Origin of the sequence: Pseudomonas tremae, assembly GCF_001401155.1 — a bacterium.
GTDB lineage: Bacteria > Pseudomonadota > Gammaproteobacteria > Pseudomonadales > Pseudomonadaceae > Aquipseudomonas > Aquipseudomonas tremae.
In genome coordinates, this window is record NZ_LJRO01000058.1 from 53,836 (window position 1) to 72,205 (window position 18,370).

The following is an 18,370-nucleotide window of genomic DNA, read 5'->3' on the forward strand; positions in this document are numbered from 1 at the left end:
GGCGATTATTTGTCGCCCACTGCCACAATCGCAGGCTCGCCAATCGTGTAGAAGTGTCCGCCTGCGACGTAGTGCAGGCTGCGCCATTTCGGGTCGGCTTTCTCAAATTCCCAGTGCCCGTCGTTGAACACACGGGTGTCGGCCCAGGCACCTGTTACTTCGCCAATGAACAAGTCGTAGGTCTGCTGGTTATGGGGCTCCGGAATGACCTTGCAAATCAGCCAGGCAGAGCATCCGGCCACCAGCGGGGTGTTGTGATCCTCGATACGAAACAGGTCCACGTTAGCCTTGTCCAGTTTGTCCGGGATGAAGACTTTGCTCTGGGTGCCAACATCGAAGGTCATCTGCAACTGATCCAGATTGGGCACCTGCAAGGCAAAATATCCGCTTTTCTCAACCAGACCGCGTGTCTTGGTCATCTTGTCGATCACCAGCGTCACCTTGGGCGGCGAAAAATCCAGCGCACAGGCCCAGGCCGCAGCCATGACGTTATGAACGCCTTCGTGGCTGGACGAGACCAGCACGGTCGGCCCGTGATTGAGCAGGCGGTAGGCTTTTTCCAGCTCGACAGGACGAATGTGATTGTCCACTTGAAACCCTCGCAAACATGATTCGTACCGCTACCGGCAGAGCAGCGAAATAAGGCATCCTGCGTGCGATTGAAACGCACCGCGATCCCCTTCTTTCACACCTACTCATAAGGCATCGGATTGAGCAGCATAGACAGCCAGAACCCTGAAGTGTTCGCCCTGATTCTCGCAGCAGGCCGCAGCAGACGCTTTGGCAGCGACAAGCGGCAGGCGCTGCTGCCTTGCGGACGAACGCTGTTCACGGCGAGTGTCGAAAACGCCTGCGAAGTATTCAGCAATGTGGTGGTGGTGCTTCGCGCAGACGATGACGCCCGGGCAATGGGTGTTCCGGCAGGCGTAACGATCATTCGCAGCGAACACGCTGATATGGGTATGGGCCACAGCCTGGCCAGCGCAGTTGCAGCGGTATCGAACTCGCAAGCCGATGCCGTAGCGGTACTGCTCGCGGACATGCCCTGGATAAAGCCGCAGACACTGCGCGATCTGGTCAGGCTGGCAGACCCTTCACGCATTGCCCTGCCGATGCATGAAGGCAAGCGAGGCCATCCGGTGATCATCGGGCGACAGTTCTGGACGACGCTGGCGACACTTGAGGGCGATCAGGGCGCCAAGGCCCTGATCATCAGCAACCCCGAGTTGTGCGATGTAATGGATTGTAACGACTCCGGCGTACTGCGTGATGCAGACACCCCATCAGCCCTGGCAATGGCCTGCCGGCAAGCCCTTACAGATCACCGCGACTGACACCGTTGGCAACCCGCAGAATATCGGCCATTACCGCGATCGCAATTTCCGCAGGTGTCTTGCTGCCCAGATTAAGGCCGATGGGAGCATGGATGCGCTCCAGCGCATCGGCCTCCAGCCCACCGATTCGCGCCAGACGCTCGATGCGCTTGCTGCTGGTACGCATCGAGCCCATCGCACCGATGTAAAACGCTTCGGTGCGCACTGCCTCCAGCATGCTCAGGTCGTCCAGCTTCGGGTCATGAGTCAATGCCAGCACCGCAGTCGAGCTGTGACAGCCACCTTCGGCAATGAAAACGGCGGGTAACACGCCGCGCACCTCGACGCCTGGCATCGAGAATCCGGCAGTGACTTCGGTACGCGGGTCACAGACGATCACTTCGTAGCCCATCGCGACAGCAAAACTGGCGCAGAACTCGGCCACCGGTGACAACCCGGCAAGCAGCACGCGATAAACCGCCCCCATCCGGATGCTGATGCGCTCACCGTCTACCTGCACCCGCGCCTCGCCCAGAACGGCGGGCCCGACGTTTCTCTGCGCGCCGCCCAGTTGCACCTCTCTGCTCACCAGCTCACGTCCGGCCAAGGCTTGTTCGAGGGCCGCCAGATGCGCGTCGGCTTCGGGACTTGGCGTAATGCATTCAATCAATACATCCAGCACACCGCCACACGGCAAGGCGCGCGTGGGTGCGTACCCACCGTCGCCATAACGAACCACCTGATTGACTGGCTGAAACTGCCCGGCGGCGACGCGTTCGAGAAAATCCTCTTCCACACAGCCGCCGGACAACGAGCCGCGGTGCTCGCCACTATTCAGCGCCACCAGCATTGCCCCCGGGCCGCGCGGCGCCGAGCCAAAGGTCGAGAGCACCGTGCACAACCAGACAGGTTTGCCGCCTGCCAGCCAGTCACGTGCTTGTTGCACAACCTGCAAATCGAGCTGCTTCATCGTTACAACCCTGCCATCAGTTTTTCCTTGGTGATGGGCAGACTGCGCACCCGTTTACCAGTAGCGTGATAGACCGCATTGGCCACTGCGGCGGCCAGACCGGTTACACCGATCTCGCCAATGCCGCGTGCGCCAAATTCGCCCAGGTTGTAATCCGGGTAGTCGAGCAAAAGCACATCAATGTCTGGCTGATCCGCATGCACCGGCACCACGTATTCGGCGTAGTTGTTGTTGACCGGCATGCCACTGCGCGGGTCGTACTCAGCAGCCTCGAACAGCGCCATACCGATGCCCATGACAATCGCGCCCTCGACCTGATTGCGTGCTGCCAGCGGGTTGACTACCTTGCCAACGTCGATTGCGCTGACCACCCTAGACACCCGCAGGCTGGAAATGCCCGGGTCCCAGCGCACTTCGACAAAATGCACACCGAATGACCGAAAAGAATGCTTGCCCGCCTCGGGCATACCGCTGTGAAAGTTGCCTTCGGCGCGTGACAGACGCTGCCCTTTCAGCACGTCGACAAAGCTCGTGCGCTGTTCGCCCAGCACCAACTGAGCGTTTTCGACCTTGATCGACTCAGCGTCCTTCCCGGCAAACATCGCATCCTTGCCGACTGCGTACTGGCGCAGCTTCTGCAACGCCTCCCGCGTGGCACCGGCAACCGCCGGCATCACGCTGGCCGTCACCCACGAGCCACCGGAAACCGGGCCTGCCGGGAACGACGAACTGCCCAGTTCCACTTCGACCTGCTCCATCGGGATGCCGGTCAGCTGGCTCACGGTCTGCGCCACAATGGTGTAGGTCCCGGTGCCGATATCCTGCAAACCGCACTGCACCAACGCTGTGCCATCAGCGCGCAGGATGACCCGTGCCTCGGTAGGCACCTGATAGGCCTCCCAGTTACACGCGCCCATGCCATAGCCGATAATCTCGTCGCCTTCACGCATCGAACCGACTTGCGCCTTGCGTGCCTGCCAGCCGAAACGTTCGGCGGCCTTGTCGATGGCTTCCGGCAAGTGATTACTCGACCACGGCAGCCCCATGCTCTGGTCCATATCAGACAGATTCAGCTTGCGAAACGCCAGCGGGTCCATGCCACTGGCGAGGGCCATTTCGTCGATCGCTGACTCCAGCGCAAACAGGCCAGGCGCTGCGCCCGGCGCACGCATCGATGTGGGCGTACCACGGTTGATAGAGCTTATCTTGTGGCTGACCAACACGTTGTCGCAGGAGTAGAGGCTTTTGGTGACACCCCCACAGTTTTCGGTGTAGTCATCAAGCATGGAAGTGTTGTTGAACGACTCGTGGCGGATCGACACCAGCTTGCCGCCGGCATCGGTGGCCAGGCGCAAGCGCTGACGGGTTTCCGGACGATGGCCTACGGTGGTGAACATTTGCGCACGAGGCAGCACCAGTTGCACCGGGCGACCAGTCACCCTGGCGGCGGCACAGGCGGCCACCGAATGCGGCCACGGCCAGAGCTTGCCGCCAAAACCGGAGCCTATGAATGGCGCTCGCACTTCCACCCGGTCAGGCGACAGGTCAAAAACGTTGGCCAACAGGTTGCGATGGTTGACCACGCCCTGAGTGCTTTCATAAACGAAAAGCTTGCCGTCCTGCCACCATGCAGTGCTGGCATGCATCTCCATCGGGTTATGCACTTCAACCGGTGTCGTGTAGGTCTGGTCGAGCTGATTTCTGGCGCTCTGAAATGCGGCGTCCGGGTTGCCGCGGTCATGTCCCGCGCCGCCATCACGAACGCCATTGACGCGCATGCCTTCCTGCAAATCCCTGACCGCCGGGCGCTCGTCATAGTCGACGGCCACACGCTGCGCCGCTGCCCTCGCCTGCTCGAAGCTTTCAGCGACCACCAGTGCGACAAACTGGCCAGGATAGTAAACCCGATCATCCTCGAACGGCAGCCGATGCTCGTCGGCTTTGCTTGCCGAAAGCATCTTGTCGAAGCTCAGCTTGGTATTCGGGGTGCGGTGCAGCGTGGGGAAATTGCCGTGATGAAACACGTCGACGACCCCGGGCATGGTCTTCGCTTGACGATCGTCGACAGCAACCACACGGCCATTGGCAATCATGCTGTAGACCCCGTAGGCATAGAGCATCTGGCCCATGGGGTGGTCTGCGGCGTAACGTGCCTCACCGCTGACTTTCTTGCCGCCGTCGATGCGACGCTGCGGCGTACCGATAATGTTTTCGCTCATGAGAAATTCCTAGGCCGTAAGGTCGCGAAGATTGCGGACGATGACCTGCTGACCCAGCGGGATCTTGAAGGCGTTGTGTTCATGTGCACGGGAATCCTTCATAGCCAGCTCTGCCACTTTGGCGAAGGTGGCCAGGTCGGCGCGCTGACCAATCAGCGCCCGCTCGGCCTCGACGGCGCGCCACGGCTTGGTGCCCACTCCGCCCAACGCAATTCGCGCATCGGTGATGCGCTTGCCGTCCATCACCAGAATCACGGCGCTGGATGCCAGTGCGAACTGGTAGGAAGTGCGGTCGCGCAGCTTCAGATAGGACGAACGTCCGCCTGCCAGCGGCGCATCAAGCGTCACATAGGTGATCAGCTCATGAGGAGCCAGCGCATGTTCGCGCTGCGGCGTATCGCCAGGCAGTAGATGGAAATCGGCAAAGGGTATGTCCAGAGTACCGTTGGCACCCTGAACCGTAACTTGCCCACCAATGGCCGCCATCCCCACGCACATGTCCGACGGGTGTGTTGCGATACAGTGCTCGCTAGTGCCCAGAACTGCATGAACGCTGCGATTCATACCGCCTATGGCTGCACAGCCCGAACCAGGTTGACGCTTGTTACACGCCGATACGTTGTCGCGAAAATACGGGCAGCGCACGCGCTGCATGAGGTTGCCAGCCGTAGTGGCCTTGTTGCGCAACTGCGTCGATGCGCCAGCGAGCAGCGCTTCGGACAGCACCGGATAACGCTGCTGCACCAGCGGGTGACTGGCCAGGTCGGTATTGCTGACCAGCGCCCCGATGCGCAGACGCCCGTCAGGCAGTGATTCGACCTGTTTCAGCGCAAGGTGATTGATGTCCACCAGTTGCTCCGGCTGCATCACATCGAGTTTGACCAGATCCAGCAGCGTAGTGCCGCCAGCCAGGTAAAAACGCTGGCCCTGACCTGACGCCGACATGACAGCCTGTGCGGGCGAAGCAGCCCGCGCGTAATCGAAGGTTCGCATCAGGCAGCCCCTCCCATTTTCGAACGCGCCGACTGCACGGCCGACAGGATGTTCTTGTAGGCCCCGCAACGGCAGATGTTGCCGCTCATGGCTTCTCTGACGCTGGCGTCATCGGACGGAATATTCGGGTCCTTGAGAATCGCGACAGCGCTCATGATCTGCCCTGAAGTGCAGTATCCGCACTGGAAGGCGTCATGCTCCCAGAAGGCTTCCTGAACCGGATGCAGCTTGCCGTTCTCGGCCAGCCCTTCGATGGTGGTAATGCTGTCGCCCTGATGCTGCACGGCAATGGACAGGCAGGAGTTGATCGCCACGCCATTCACCAGCAGCGTGCATGCACCGCACTGGCCATGATCGCAGCCCTTTTTGGTCCCGGTCAGTTGCAGACGGTCACGTAACACATCAAGCAAAACCGCGTTGGCCGGCACATTCAGGGTGTGAACCTGGCCGTTGACCTTAAGCTGGATACGATGCTCCCCCGCCGCAGGTGCATCGCTGTCTTCTACCACCGGGGCGACCGCTGCAGCGGGTGCTGCCTGCAGCATGCCGTCGGAAGGCATCCAGGTAGACAACGTGGCGGCGGCGATACCCGACGCACCGAACTTCAAAAAGTTACGGCGCGAAGGCTGCACGGTACTGTTGTCGGCAACAGATTCCTTGTGCTTTTCAGATTGGGTCATCAGGATCACTCGGTAATAGCCGACGCTGCCATAAAGCGTCGGGCGTTTTTAAAGATCAGCAGCCCGGGCATGTTTGCGCTCGTTGACCTGTTGTTTTTCTCAGGGGTCATGGAAGCCAAAAAGCTATCACCGGTTACTGTTTAACTGGTCAGCGCAACTAAAGTTCCAACTCATTGACGAGCGTCTGTATCCGGAGATTGCAGCCGTTGCGCGAAGCCAATCGTTGACCCTAACAGCCGGCCCAGGCACTGATTAGCCAGCCTTGCTTACTAGCGGTAATGAGAAAAACTCATGAATAGGTCACTGAATGTGACCAAAGACGTGGCGGAGCGCACCCACAGGCGTCACTGCCCCTTTATGGCGGGATGGCGGGCAGGCGCGTGGCAACGTAGCGTGTAGTTGTCTGTTAAAGACTGGCAGGAAAGTGACGATATATAGCGTCAGTAATGTCTTGAGGCTTCTAAATCGGGGCATTGATGCCCGATGTGGTGATGGCACCTCGCAACGGAGGCCCGGTTTATGCGAAAATGCCGCCTATTGGCTCAAGGGCACCCGGATTTACGCACCATGCATAAAAAATATGCATCCCGCGTGTCTCCGAGCCCAAATGCGGCGTCTCAGACTCCGTTAACAGGCTGACCAGGTGTGTCTCCGCTCAAGTAAGACCGGACAGGCTTCCGGACATTGCAGCACACCGACAGAGCAAAATGTCACTCATGACGCTGAATCTAACGATGATAAGAAGCCAGCGCAGCAGGACATCAATTGAGGTCTCGAGCGGTATTATATTGGCCTTGTATGTCCACCTCTAGTCCCTGCAGGTGCGAGAGTTTGTCGCATGCGTTGAAGCGTGTGACGGGCCAGATCCTCAGGAGCAATCGGCGGATGGCGTTTATCAGATGGATGACAGAATGTTTAAGAAAGTGAACACGGCCCTGCTGGGTATGGCCATCTCCATGGGCATCATGCCCGTGCACGCAGCTGAAACCAAAAAAGTCGACGTACTGCTCGTTGGCGGCGGCATCATGAGCGCAACCCTCGCGGTCTGGCTTAATGAGCTGGAGCCGAGCTGGTCGATGGAAATGGTCGAGCGTCTCGACGGCGTTGCAGAAGAAAGCTCCAACGGCTGGAACAACGCCGGTACCGGTCACTCGGCACTGGCCGAGCTGAACTACACCCCGGAAGACAAGAACGGCAACGTCGATATCTCCAAGGCTATCGAAATCAACGAAGCGTTCCAGATTTCGCGTCAGTTCTGGTCCTGGCAAGTCAAGACCGGTGTCCTGAAGAACCCGCGCTCGTTCATCAATTCCACGCCACACATGAGCTTTGTGTGGGGCGACAACAACATCCAGTTCCTGCGCAAGCGTTACGCAGCATTGCAAGCCAGCCCGCTGTTCAGCGGCATGCAGTTCTCCGAAGACCACGAGCAGATCAAGAAGTGGGTTCCGCTGATGATGGAAGGTCGTGACCCGGCGCAGAAGCTGGCCGTGACCTGGAGCCCGATCGGCACCGACGTCAACTTCGGCGAGATCACTCGTCAGTTCGTCGGCAACCTGAAGGCCAAGCAGAACTTCAATCTGCAGTTGTCGAGTGAAGTCGAAGACATCAATCACAACGACGACGGCACCTGGCGCGTCAAGTACAAGAATCTGAAAGACGGTACTGTCACCGAAACCGACACCAAGTTCCTGTTCATCGGTGCCGGCGGTGCTGCTCTGCACTTGCTGCAAGAGTCGGGCATCCCGGAAGCCAAGGAATACGGCGGCTTCCCGGTCGGCGGTTCGTGGCTGGTCACTGAAAATCAGGACCTGGCCATGCAACATATGGGCAAGGCCTATGGCATTGCTTCCACCGGCGCGCCACCCATGTCGGTTCCTCACCTGGACACTCGTGTCCTGGACGGCAAGCGCGTAATCCTGTTTGGCCCATTCGCAACTTTCTCGACGAAGTTCCTGAAAAACGGTTCGTACTTCGATCTGCTGACCAGCACCACCACGCACAACGTGTGGCCAATGACCCGCGTTGGTATCGAACAGTATCCGCTGATCGAATACCTGGCCGGCCAGGTGATGATGTCTGACGACGATCGCTTTGCTGCGCTGAAAGAATACTTCCCGAACGCCAAGAAAGAAGACTGGCGCCTGATGCAAGCCGGTCAGCGCGTACAGATCATCAAGCGTGACGAAGAGAAAGGCGGCGTACTGAAGCTGGGTACTGAAATCGTTGCTTCCAAGGACGGCTCGATTGCCGGTCTGCTGGGCGCATCGCCAGGTGCTTCGACTGCAGCGCCAATCATGCTGGGCGTGCTTGAGAAGGTCTTCAAGGACAAGGTAGCAACTCCGGCCTGGCAGGAAAAACTGCGCCAGATCGTGCCTAGCTATGGCACCAAGCTGAACAACAACCCGGATCGCGTTGCCGAGGAATGGGCTTACACGTCCGAAGTCCTGCAACTGACTCCACCACCGCCGGTCAACAAGGCTGGCGCTGCGCCAACGCCAGCTGCCCAGCCAGCGAAAAGCAATCCAGCCGGTGACATGGCACTTTAAGGCTCGTACAGCTTGAAGCAAAGCCCCGCCAGACCCTGTCTGGCGGGGCTTTTTTTTGGCGGCCAGTTTCCGGCCCTTTCCAGACAGACTGAAAATATGCCGAACTCTGCGCGTCTCCTGCGCCTCAAATAAAAACGACACACAGCGAGGAACTGCAATGAGCAATCGTATCGACACGCCGTCCGGTGGAAGTGCTGAACACTCTCCCTCTATACCGACGCCAGCGAAAGACCAGTCCGGAAAGCCGGTTGACGTGGTTCGCAAGGATATTGCACGGGAGCATTCCGACACAGAGGGCGTCGACAAGGTCATTACTCCGACCTCGACCAAGGAGAAGGAGCAGGATGCCGAAACCCTTCGCGCCAAAAACCGCGAGCTGGAACGCAAGTTGAACGGTCAGGACTGAGAGGTCCATCGCCCTTCTCAGCTTTTTTCGGCTTCGGGAGAGCAGGCAGGCAGTGCCGTAAGCGGCCAGACCTGCCTTTTGGCGGGAATCTTCCGGTAACAGGTCGTTAAAGCCACGCATCACACCGGCACCTGTTATGGTGGCCTCACTTCCGCCAGGCTCTCGCTTTCGGCAGAGCCATACGACTCAAGTCTTTACGCCGCAACTTCGCGGCAACCTCGCAGTTCCTGCGCTGTCCATTCGCACCCTCGCCGCCCGCCCTCGCTGCTGCGGCTGATTGAACCTGTCCAATCCACTTGTCATGCATCAAGACTGCCCAACGCACAAGAGCAGCGACTGGCTGTTCCCGGCTGAAACACCCTTGGAGTTCACCTAAATGATCGAGCAGACACTCGACGCAAGCCCCGATGCAGCTCTCGAAGCCGCGCTTGCCGAATGTGCGCGTGAGCCGATCCGTGTGCCCGGTGCGATTCAGCCTCATGGCGTATTGCTCAGCGTGACAGGTGCCCCGCTGCGCATTGAACAGGTCAGCGCCAATTGTGCAAGGGAGCTGGGCCTGAGCAGCGCCGAGCTGTTGGGCCAGCCGCTTTCATTGCTGTTATCACCCGATCATTCGATGCTTGTCGATCAAGCTTATGGCCACCTCAGCGTCACAAACAGTGACCCCATAAAGCTGACAGTGGGTGACGTCGAGTACAGTGCTTCGCTGCATCGTGCCGGTGACGTACTGATTATCGAGCTGGAACCCTTTGTCGAAGCGGCCCGGGAACAGTCCAGAATCATTACCCGCGTATTGCGCAACCTCCAGGCAGCCACCACCCTGGAAACACTTTTCGATATAGGCGTGCACGAGATTCAGGCGCTTACCGGTCACGACCGGGTCATGATTTACCGGTTCGAACCCGAAGGCCACGGCAAGGTTGTTGCGCAGGCATTGACCGGCCCTCTGCCGAGTTACAGCGGCTTGAATTTCCCTGGTTCGGACATTCCTGCCCAGGCGCGAGAGCTGTACCGCTTGAACTGGATTAGGGTCATTCCGGATGCCGCCTACGTTCCGGTCCCCTTGGTACCGACGCTGCGCCCGACCACCGGGCAACCACTCGACCTTGGCTTCTCGACACTGAGAAGCGTGTCTCCGGTGCATTGCGAATACCTCAAGAACATGGGCGTCCGCTCATCGATGAGCATCTCGCTGTTGGTGGGGGGTGAACTGTGGGGCCTTATCACCTGCAGTCATCCCGAACCGCTGCTGGTGCCCCGAGAGCTGCGCGATGCCTGTGCGATGATTGGTCAGCTGTTGTCAGTGAAAATTTCTGCCATCGTCGCCACCCAGATCCAGCGTGAGCGGGAGGAGAAAGTCGTCTTGCTACGGCAGCTCGCGGAAGTCATGAGCCGGGCCGATCACGATATTCTGGACGGCCTGCCGAGCAGGCCGGAACTGCTTCAGTCACTGACACTGGCGGACGGTGCCGCTGTGCTGATTGACGACCGGCTCCACCTGTTCGGCAATTGCCCGACAGCCGATGAAGTGCGCGCACTGTACCTCTGGATAAGGGACAAAGGCCTAAGCAGCCAGCGGCTCACAGAGCAGGCCAAAGGCTTGCAGGGGCTGGGGGTTTTTCATACAAACTCCCTGCAGAAGATCAACCCGGAAAGCACAACGTATCGAGCGGTGGCGAGCGGTGTCATAGCATTCACCCTGCCCAAGCCGGTCGACAATGCAGTCATGTGGTTTCGCGCCCAGCTCACCTCGACCATGAACTGGAGCGGCGACCCGGCCCATCATGTCAGCGTCAGCCCTGTAGACTCTGCGAGCCATCGCCTGCGCCCGAGGCAGTCTTTCGACGTATGGGCGCAAGAGACCACAGGCATTGCCATGCCTTGGTCACAGGGAGATCTGTACGGCGCTGAAGATCTTCGCCGCTCTGCCCTGGAAATCGATCTTGAGCGCCAGGTACAGCGTGAGCAGGAAGCAGTCCGCTTGCGTGATGAACTGGTTGCCGTGGTTTCCCACGACCTGCGTAATCCGATGTCCATCATCATCATGCAGTGCGGCATGATGCAACGCTGGGCAATCGGCGACACGACCATCGAGAACCGCAACATTCGCAGGGCGTTGGGCACCATCGAGAAGGCTACGACCCGGATGAACAGCCTGCTCGAGGATCTGCTGGACACTGCGCAGATCGAAGCCGGGCGTTATCAGCTGTCTCGCCTGGCACTGAGTGTCACCAGCCTGCTGGAAGAAGCCTGCGGCCTTCTGGTGATGCTGACGACGGAAAAGAACATCGAACTCAACTGCACCTCTGCACACGGTCTGGTAATCGACGCCGACCCGGAGCGAATCTTTCAGGTGCTGTCGAACCTGGTTGGTAACGCGATCAAATTCACCCCGAAAGGCGGTCGGATCAACATCGATGCAGTCGCCGAAGGCAACGAAGTTCTGTTCAAGGTCAGTGATGACGGGATCGGTATCCCGAAAGAACACCTGCCGTATATCTTCCAGCGCTACTGGTCCGTGAAGGAGGGCAACCCGCGTGGCAATGGTCTGGGGCTGTATATTTGCCAAGGGATAGTCACCGCTCACGGCGGGCGCTTGTGGGCCGAAAGCTCGCTCGATTCCGGCAGCATATTTTCATTCACTCTGCCCATGCACCTGGGGCAGGACACAGTGGGCGAATCGACGTTCCTCAAACAGAGCGGCACGACTCAGCGCCTGGCGCAGTCGATATCGAGCAAGCTGGAGCGCCAGCAAATGGAAGACCGCCTGGCACGCGCAGGACTGCTGAACGAGCTTAACCACCGGGTCAAAAACACTCTGGCAACCGTTCAGGCCATTGCTTCTCTGACCGTCAACAGCTCCGCCTCACTTGATTCCTTTCGCAAAAGCTTCGATGCACGTCTGTTTGCGTTGAGCCAGGCGCACGATGCGCTGGCGCGCGCGGAATGGATATCAACGGAACTGATCGATCTTGTCGAACAGCTACGTGGTGTGGACGGCGATCGGAGCAACATCACGTTCAAAGGTGATCCGGTAACCCTGGAACCGCGGGTTTCCCTGACGCTTTCAATGGTGTTTCATGAATTGATGGCCAATGCCCTGCAACACGGCGCGCTCTCCTCATCGACAGGCCAGGTAACAGTGGCTACTGCCTTGAACACCGGAGACAACCCGCCCACTCTGCGAATCGACTGGCTGGAAACAGATGGCCCACCTGTCGTTGCGAGCACGGCGAGAGGCTTTGGCTTTCGTCTGATACAGCGCAGCATAGAGCGTGAGCTCAAGGGCCAGGTCGATATTCAGTTCGCCAGCACAGGCATAAGTTGGTCATTGCTGATCCCCTGGCCAGACAAACCGGAAGATTGCGCATGAGTTCGGAATCAATTGAAACCTCGCTCCCCAAAGTGCTGCTGGTGGAAGACGAGACCATACTCGCGATGTTGATGGAAATGACGCTGGAAGACCTTGGGTTTATCACCGCCTACCATGCAAGCTCGCTTGGCGAAGGCATCGAGTACGCTCGGGACGGCGACTACGACCTGGCGATACTGGACATCAATATTATCGGCGGTACGTCGTTTGCGATAGCAACCGTGATTGCCGATCGCGGTATCCCCTTCATGTTTTGCTCCGGCTACGGGCGTCTCGGTATTCCGGAAGCCTGGCTGGACCGGCAGTGCGTTACCAAACCATTCAGTGCCGAGCAACTGGACAACGCGTTGACCAGCCTGCTGCAGGGTTAACCAGTGCTCTGATGAGCATCAGGACTCAAGCCGGGGCGCTCCGGCCTGCTCCGACTCAATCAGGAAGCGATAGTGGTTTCCTCGGGGCCCGGCCATTCGCTATCGGGGATGTCATAAACGTCGCCGTTCTTGACGCCATCGATCTCGTACTGGGTCAGGTAGTCTCTGAGGTGGTCAGAGAAACGATCGACGCGGGTCTCCTGCTTGCCTTCCTCGATCATGCCGGGAATCAGCAACGCCAAAGCGCCCACTCCGGCGGCGGCAAGCCCAAGGCCGCCGGCGATCAACGGCAAGGCGCGGACCACACTGCCCGCCAGTTGCATGACGCCCGCCGCGCCTTCCGCTGCAGATGCAAGACCTGCCATGGCGCCCAGCGAGCCAGCGGTAATGCTCATGCCACCAGCCACAAGCTCACCTCGTCTGATCGATTTCACACCATCGAAAATACCGTAGGCTCCGGCCGCCACCCCGGCCAGCCCGCCCAGCCCCTTCGCGGCGTTTTCCAGTTTCGACAGGTTGGTAGTAATTTTCTTGTAAGCTTCCGGTTCAAGCGTGTCCTTGAGGTCCTTGTACCTCGTGATGACATTCTTGACCCCGCCCTCGGTCAGCAATGTAGCGCTTTGCACTGAACCGGTAGTGATATCGACGATCTGCCGATCCGTCAGGGCTCCAGCACCATTCGCGCCCTTGGCAATGGTGATGCCGGCCATGAACAGACCGCTGACACCATGCAGGACTCCGGCACTGGAGGCGGCCTTGATCGATGAGTTATCACTGAACAGGCCCAACTCGGAAATGGACTTGGTGCCTTGGCGCAACAGATCCCAATTACCCCGGAATACGCCCAGAATCTGATCGGACGTGGCCGGTTTGCCGTCAGCGTTGGTCAGCAACTCGGGATTGCTCTCTCCGATCTGGTCGATCAGCGACCTGACCTTTGCTTCGTCGAGTGTGTCGCTGCCATCCTTGCCAAAGGCCTTCTTCAAGTCCTCGAAGCTGGCGTCCTTGAAGACGCTGTCCTGGGCAATGGTGGTGTAGTTTTCAGTCAGTTTGTCATCGTGTTTGCCAGTGAACTCCGGGTTCAGCGCGGCGTTGTACATCGCCACTTCCATGCTGAACTGGCTGGTCGCCACTTCGAAGCTTTCGGTCTTCAGCAACTCTTTGAGGCGCTCACCAGACACCAGAGACTTTTCATAGAACGATTCGAAATCCTTGTTGTGAGTGGACTTCTGCACGGCCTCCTGAATCTTGCCTGGATCGCTTATGCCCAGCGACTCCTGAACGCTTTGCGCCGAGCTGTAGAACTGCGCCAACGCAGTCTGCTGATCGGTCTTGCCGTCCTTGGTATTGGCATCCCACAGCTTGTCGAGGCCCTTGCCGGTCATGATTTCATTGTCATAAGTGCTCTGCAGCGCGTTCTTGAGACCGTCGCTGCCCTCCAGCACCTTGCTCAGCTCGCTGGCGGCGTTATCGTTGTAAAACTTGACCACCTCAGTGTCTTTTTCGAGCGTTGCAATATGCTCGTTGACATCATCGAGCAGCTTTTGCGGGTCTGGATGACTGCTGACATTGTTGGCAATCTGGACCTGAGACTTGTCGTCTTTCCACATGCCCGCACCGCTGCCCTGAATGATCAGGCTTTGAGCGGCCTTGAGTTCCTGAAGCACGGCAGCCTTCTGTTCTGCAGTGTAGTTTTGCGGATGCTCGAACACGTCCTTGTTCAATGCATCGGTATTGACCTTGTGGAGCAAGTTACCTTCTGAAACAGCTTCAAGTAGCGTCCCCACCGCACCGACGTCTTTCGGTGCGGCGTTCTTGATGAAGGCCTGAATATCACCACGGCTGGCCTTGCCATCGCTGCCCTGTTCAAGCGGACTTTTGGCATTGTCGAGCAGCGCAAAGGCTCCGGGCTGAGACCAGAAGTCCAGAGCCTCCCTGACCTCTTTGTCGAGTTGCGGATGCTCGTCCTTGTAGGCCGTCAGCGCTTCGGCGGTCATGTCTGCGGAGCCGGTCTTACCCTTGATCGCATCGTGGTTCTCGTCAAGAATCGCAGCGTATCTGGCGATCTGTTTCGAGGCATCATCAGCATCGGGGCTGGCTTTCAGAAAGTCTTTGTAACTGCTGATATCTTCGTTTTTCTTGAGTTCGGGCAATGACTCGAAACCCAGCTTGCCAAAGTCCTGCAGACGGCCCGCTTCGGTGCCATGCCTGGCCTCGGCACCTTTGGTGAAGCCATCGACCCTGCTGTTGAACGTATCGCCACCTGACTGGATTTCGCCCTTTTCGTTGTACATCGTCACCCGGTCAAGCACCTGAACGGCACGAAAAGCCGCATTGGCATCTTTTTCGAAATCCCCGACCCGCTCTTTGAGCATATCCTTGACGCCGCTCTGGTTACCGAGATCCTTCAGCAGCGGGTTGGCATCGATAATGTCCTGAGCCGAGCGCTTGTCGTCCTTGGGCAATTCCCACAGGAAGCCGAGTTTTTCGGCCTGCTCGCGAGCCTGGGTGTTGTCGCCAGCAACCGACACGTTGCTCATTTCGCCTTTCAGGCTGGAGAGACCCTCTTTGCCGAAATCCTGCAAACGACCTGCTTCAGTGCCGTTGCGAGCCTCGCCGCTTTTGGTAAAGCCATTGATGCTGCCATTGGCGACGTCGCTGCCGACAATCCGCGCACCGTTGCCGTCGAACTGTTCGATATGCGCCAGTACCTGAGTGGCCCTGTAGGCGGCATCAGCGTCGTTATCGAAATCGCCGACCTGCTCCTTGAGCATGTCCCTGACGTCACTCTGATTACCAAGGTTCCTGAGCAACGGATCGCCGTCGACGATGCTCTTGGCATCGCGTTCATCGCCTTGTGGACGCTGCCATTGAATACCCAGTTTCGCGGCCTGCTCGCGAACTGCGGGGTCGTCGGCAGACGATTTGATTTCATGCAGCGTGCCCTTGAGACTCGCGAATCCCTCCTTGCCGAAATCCTTCAGGCGACCGGCTTCAGAACCGTGCCGTGCTTCGCTGCTGCTGGTGTAGCCGTCAATGCGGTTGTTACCGATGTCCTTGCCGGCAAGGCGATTGCCGCTGGCGTCGAAGGTTTCAATGTGTTCAAGCAGTTGCACGGCACGAAACGCGGCATGCGAATCCTTGGTGTAGTCACCGACTTGCGCGATAAGGTTTTCCTTCGCTTCTGCGCGGTCGCCACGTCCGCCCAGGTTTTTAAGCAACGGGCTATCGTCGATGATTTGCTGTGCAGAGCGTTTGTCGTCGGCAGGTAACTGCCACTGGATACCCACCTCCCTGGAGTGCTGTACAGCCTGTTCCCAGGCTTGAGCGTCCGCAGGGTTGGTGGGTTTTTCGGTAGTGATCTTGCTGACAGTCGTCATTGTTTTTCATTCCATTGGTCATCAGTCGTTCCATGCGTTGAAACACCGCTAGTGCAGGCAGGCGATAACCGCTACGGATTGACTGATGCGAGACGGGCCTTTGCAGGCAGAGGCGCGGCGCCCGGGTAACTGCCAGGCGTGCGCTATCACGTTCAATTAGAACGACTTTGCATTAAGGAGGGATGACACCCGCCCGCAAGTTACGAATGACTGACGACCGGCGATCAACTAACGCACTGTCACTTAATGGTTAATGGCGTTAAGTAACAGCGCATCACCGATTGCAGCGCCGCTGGCCGTATTATCGAATATGCACCATGTTTCAACTCCCGCTTCGGCAGACGTCAGCATCTGTCGGGCCAGAGGCTCCAATCGGTCAGCACCATAGGTGCTGTGATAGATAGTCGGTGAACCATGAAGCCGCCAGTAACGGGCTCCAGGCCAGCCACCCGGGAGCTGGCCCATGCTGACAGGCGAAGGATCGGCGGCGACTCGCGCAATACGCTGCTCGATCATGAGTGCCTCGGCCTGGTGCCAGGACTCATGACGCGGTTCGATCACAAGCGTACCGCTGTAGCGACTGCGCAACGCTGTAAAAAAACGTGTAGCAACGCCTGGAACATAATCGAGCGAGGGCGGCAATTGAATAAGCAGGCAGCCAAGTTTTTCGCCGAGCTCACAGCACTGGGCAAGAAACATATCCAGTAACACTTCACAGTCTTGCAAGCGTTGTTCATGGGTTATTGACTTGGGGATCTTTACCGAGAAGCGAAACCCGGCGGGCACTGATTGCGCCCAATGCCTGTAAGTCTGCGGACGGTGCGGGCGATAGAACGAACTGTTGATTTCGACGGCGTCGAATCGTGATGAATAGCGTTGCAAATGAGTTCCTTCAGCAGGAAACTCAGGCCAGTATTCGCGTCCCAGGCTCCAGCCCGCACAACCGGTGCGCATTATTGGCGCGGCGCTCAATACAGCACCTTGCCGGCCTCACGCATGAATATTTCTACGGTCTTCGGCCCCACGCCGTCAAAGGCAGCAAGACGCTTTTCGAAGTCCGCGCGGTCTTCGCTGGCCTTATGCACGCTGCCAAGGCTGCCGGCGTATTCAGTGTTGAGCTTATTGCACAGCGCGAGCAGCGCGATCGGCAGTGGACTCGTCATAACGCACGTAATGCGCCTGGCCGAGCATTTTCACCAACTCTCGGTGGGTGCAATGAGCAAGCTTGCGTGGTGTATCTCGGTCATGTTGTTCGATGATCACCCGGTAAGCCTCACACGCGATCGCCGACTGAATTCGTTTGCCCATCAAAAAACTTGCGATGAACCACTTGAACAAGGCTTTTTCCGGATCTTTAGAGAAGTCGATATTCAATTCTGCAGCGTCAACGGTGCGATTCATGGAAACCCTCAATACAAAGCCAGCCCCGTACATTAGTTATGGCAAGTAATTGTGCTAGAGACAGTTCGAGCGAATGGCGGGTTGATAAAAAATCGTGACAAGTCGACCAACGGTACTCAGAGAAACGGCCCGCCGCTGTCGATTAACCCAGGCGCGATTTGTGCATCTCTATCAGAACAGTCATCTGATGTCGCTAGACTTTGCTCTTCCCGAGAAGTCGGCGCTCTAAACCGGGGATGCGATAAAACAAGTAGTACATGCCCGGTAACACTGGGCGTCCGATGAGTAACAGCTTGCCTTTCGGAACTCATCGGCCTTGGCAGATAAACAGAATACTCATCAATACTCGGATACCTATCGGGACCTTCATGCTCCTGCACGGTGCGGCGGCGCAGTCATTACTTCTGACACAGGTATAAGCATGGATTTCGAAGCAAGCGGCCAAGATGCAGTGGCCACTCAGGAAACAGGCGATTCTTCACACAACCATGAGGCGATCCACTTCGGCTCTTTCACTTTGCTTCCACGCGAATATTTGCTACTCAAGGATTCACAGCCGGTGCCGCTGGGCAGCCGCGCGATGGCGTTGCTCGTAGCCTTTGCCACTCGACCAGGCGAGCTTCTGGAAAAAGCCGAACTGCTGACGCTGGCCTGGCCCAGGGCGGTGGTTGAGGAGTGCAACCTGCGCGCGCAGATTGTCGCCCTGCGCAGGGCG

Annotated in this window: 13 protein-coding genes and 1 pseudogene; 6 read left to right on the forward strand and 8 right to left on the reverse strand. The window is 58.1% G+C overall.

What is annotated here, in order from left to right:
* Nucleotides 1-5: 5 nt before the first annotated feature.
* Complete coding sequence (locus ALO43_RS04120; protein WP_024670579.1) at nucleotides 6-590, reverse strand: flavin reductase family protein; 585 nt, start codon at nucleotides 588-590, stop codon at nucleotides 6-8.
* Between the two features lie 120 nt (nucleotides 591-710).
* Here ALO43_RS04120 and ALO43_RS04125 point away from each other — a divergent pair, with 120 nt between their 5' ends.
* Nucleotides 711-1,334: a nucleotidyltransferase family protein gene (locus ALO43_RS04125; RefSeq protein ID WP_024670578.1), complete on the forward strand. Its 624-nt coding sequence runs from the start codon at nucleotides 711-713 to the stop codon at nucleotides 1,332-1,334.
* Here ALO43_RS04125 and ALO43_RS04130 read toward each other — a convergent pair.
* The 4 genes from ALO43_RS04130 to ALO43_RS04145 are packed head-to-tail and all read right to left on the reverse strand — an operon-like array spanning nucleotide 1,315 to nucleotide 6,175.
* Nucleotides 1,315-2,283, reverse strand: coding sequence for an XdhC family protein (locus ALO43_RS04130; RefSeq protein ID WP_024670577.1), 969 nt, complete (start codon nucleotides 2,281-2,283; stop codon nucleotides 1,315-1,317). The genes ALO43_RS04125 and ALO43_RS04130 overlap by 20 nt on opposite strands.
* Before the next feature lie 2 nt (nucleotides 2,284-2,285).
* The gene (locus ALO43_RS04135) at nucleotides 2,286-4,502 is read right to left on the reverse strand and encodes a xanthine dehydrogenase family protein molybdopterin-binding subunit (protein ID WP_024670576.1); all 2,217 of its coding nucleotides are present in this window, start codon (nucleotides 4,500-4,502) and stop codon (nucleotides 2,286-2,288) included.
* 9 nt (nucleotides 4,503-4,511) lie between these two features.
* Entirely contained in the window at nucleotides 4,512-5,495 is a 984-nt protein-coding gene (locus ALO43_RS04140; RefSeq protein WP_024670575.1) for an FAD binding domain-containing protein, read from the reverse strand.
* On the reverse strand, nucleotides 5,495-6,175 hold the full coding sequence (locus ALO43_RS04145; protein ID WP_054997151.1) for a (2Fe-2S)-binding protein: 681 nt from the start codon (nucleotides 6,173-6,175) through the stop codon (nucleotides 5,495-5,497). The genes ALO43_RS04140 and ALO43_RS04145 overlap by 1 nt, the downstream gene beginning before the upstream one ends.
* A 911-nt stretch (nucleotides 6,176-7,086) precedes the next feature.
* Between ALO43_RS04145 and mqo the strand changes: the two genes are divergently transcribed.
* The 4 genes from mqo (at nucleotide 7,087) to ALO43_RS04165 (ending at nucleotide 12,874) form a co-directional block, all read left to right on the forward strand.
* Complete coding sequence (gene mqo, locus ALO43_RS04150; protein WP_054997157.1) at nucleotides 7,087-8,724, forward strand: malate dehydrogenase (quinone); 1,638 nt, start codon at nucleotides 7,087-7,089, stop codon at nucleotides 8,722-8,724.
* Between the two features lie 157 nt (nucleotides 8,725-8,881).
* On the forward strand, nucleotides 8,882-9,130 hold the full coding sequence (locus ALO43_RS04155) for a hypothetical protein (protein ID WP_054997152.1): 249 nt from the start codon (nucleotides 8,882-8,884) through the stop codon (nucleotides 9,128-9,130).
* Between the two features lie 376 nt (nucleotides 9,131-9,506).
* A complete protein-coding gene (locus ALO43_RS04160) occupies nucleotides 9,507-12,503 on the forward strand; it encodes an ATP-binding protein (protein WP_054997153.1) in 2,997 nt (998 codons plus the stop codon).
* Nucleotides 12,500-12,874: a response regulator gene (locus ALO43_RS04165; protein ID WP_054997154.1), complete on the forward strand. Its 375-nt coding sequence runs from the start codon at nucleotides 12,500-12,502 to the stop codon at nucleotides 12,872-12,874. The genes ALO43_RS04160 and ALO43_RS04165 overlap by 4 nt, the downstream gene beginning before the upstream one ends.
* A 59-nt stretch (nucleotides 12,875-12,933) precedes the next feature.
* Here ALO43_RS04165 and ALO43_RS04170 read toward each other — a convergent pair whose 3' ends face one another.
* The 3 genes and pseudogenes from ALO43_RS04170 to ALO43_RS04180 form a co-directional block, all read right to left on the reverse strand.
* Nucleotides 12,934-16,254, reverse strand: coding sequence for a type III effector HrpK domain-containing protein (locus tag ALO43_RS04170; RefSeq protein ID WP_024670156.1), 3,321 nt, complete (start codon nucleotides 16,252-16,254; stop codon nucleotides 12,934-12,936).
* Between the two features lie 243 nt (nucleotides 16,255-16,497).
* The gene (locus ALO43_RS04175; RefSeq protein ID WP_054997155.1) at nucleotides 16,498-17,208 is read right to left on the reverse strand and encodes a DUF72 domain-containing protein; all 711 of its coding nucleotides are present in this window, start codon (nucleotides 17,206-17,208) and stop codon (nucleotides 16,498-16,500) included.
* Nucleotides 17,209-17,222: 14 nt separating this feature from the next.
* Nucleotides 17,223-17,655, reverse strand: a pseudogene (locus ALO43_RS04180) (HhH-GDP family DNA glycosylase).
* A gap of 421 nt (nucleotides 17,656-18,076) precedes the next feature.
* On the opposite strand from ALO43_RS04180, the gene ALO43_RS04185 reads away from it, so the two are divergent.
* The coding region (locus ALO43_RS04185) for a winged helix-turn-helix domain-containing protein (RefSeq protein WP_174518486.1) at nucleotides 18,077-18,370 on the forward strand (294 nt) is incomplete at its 3' end.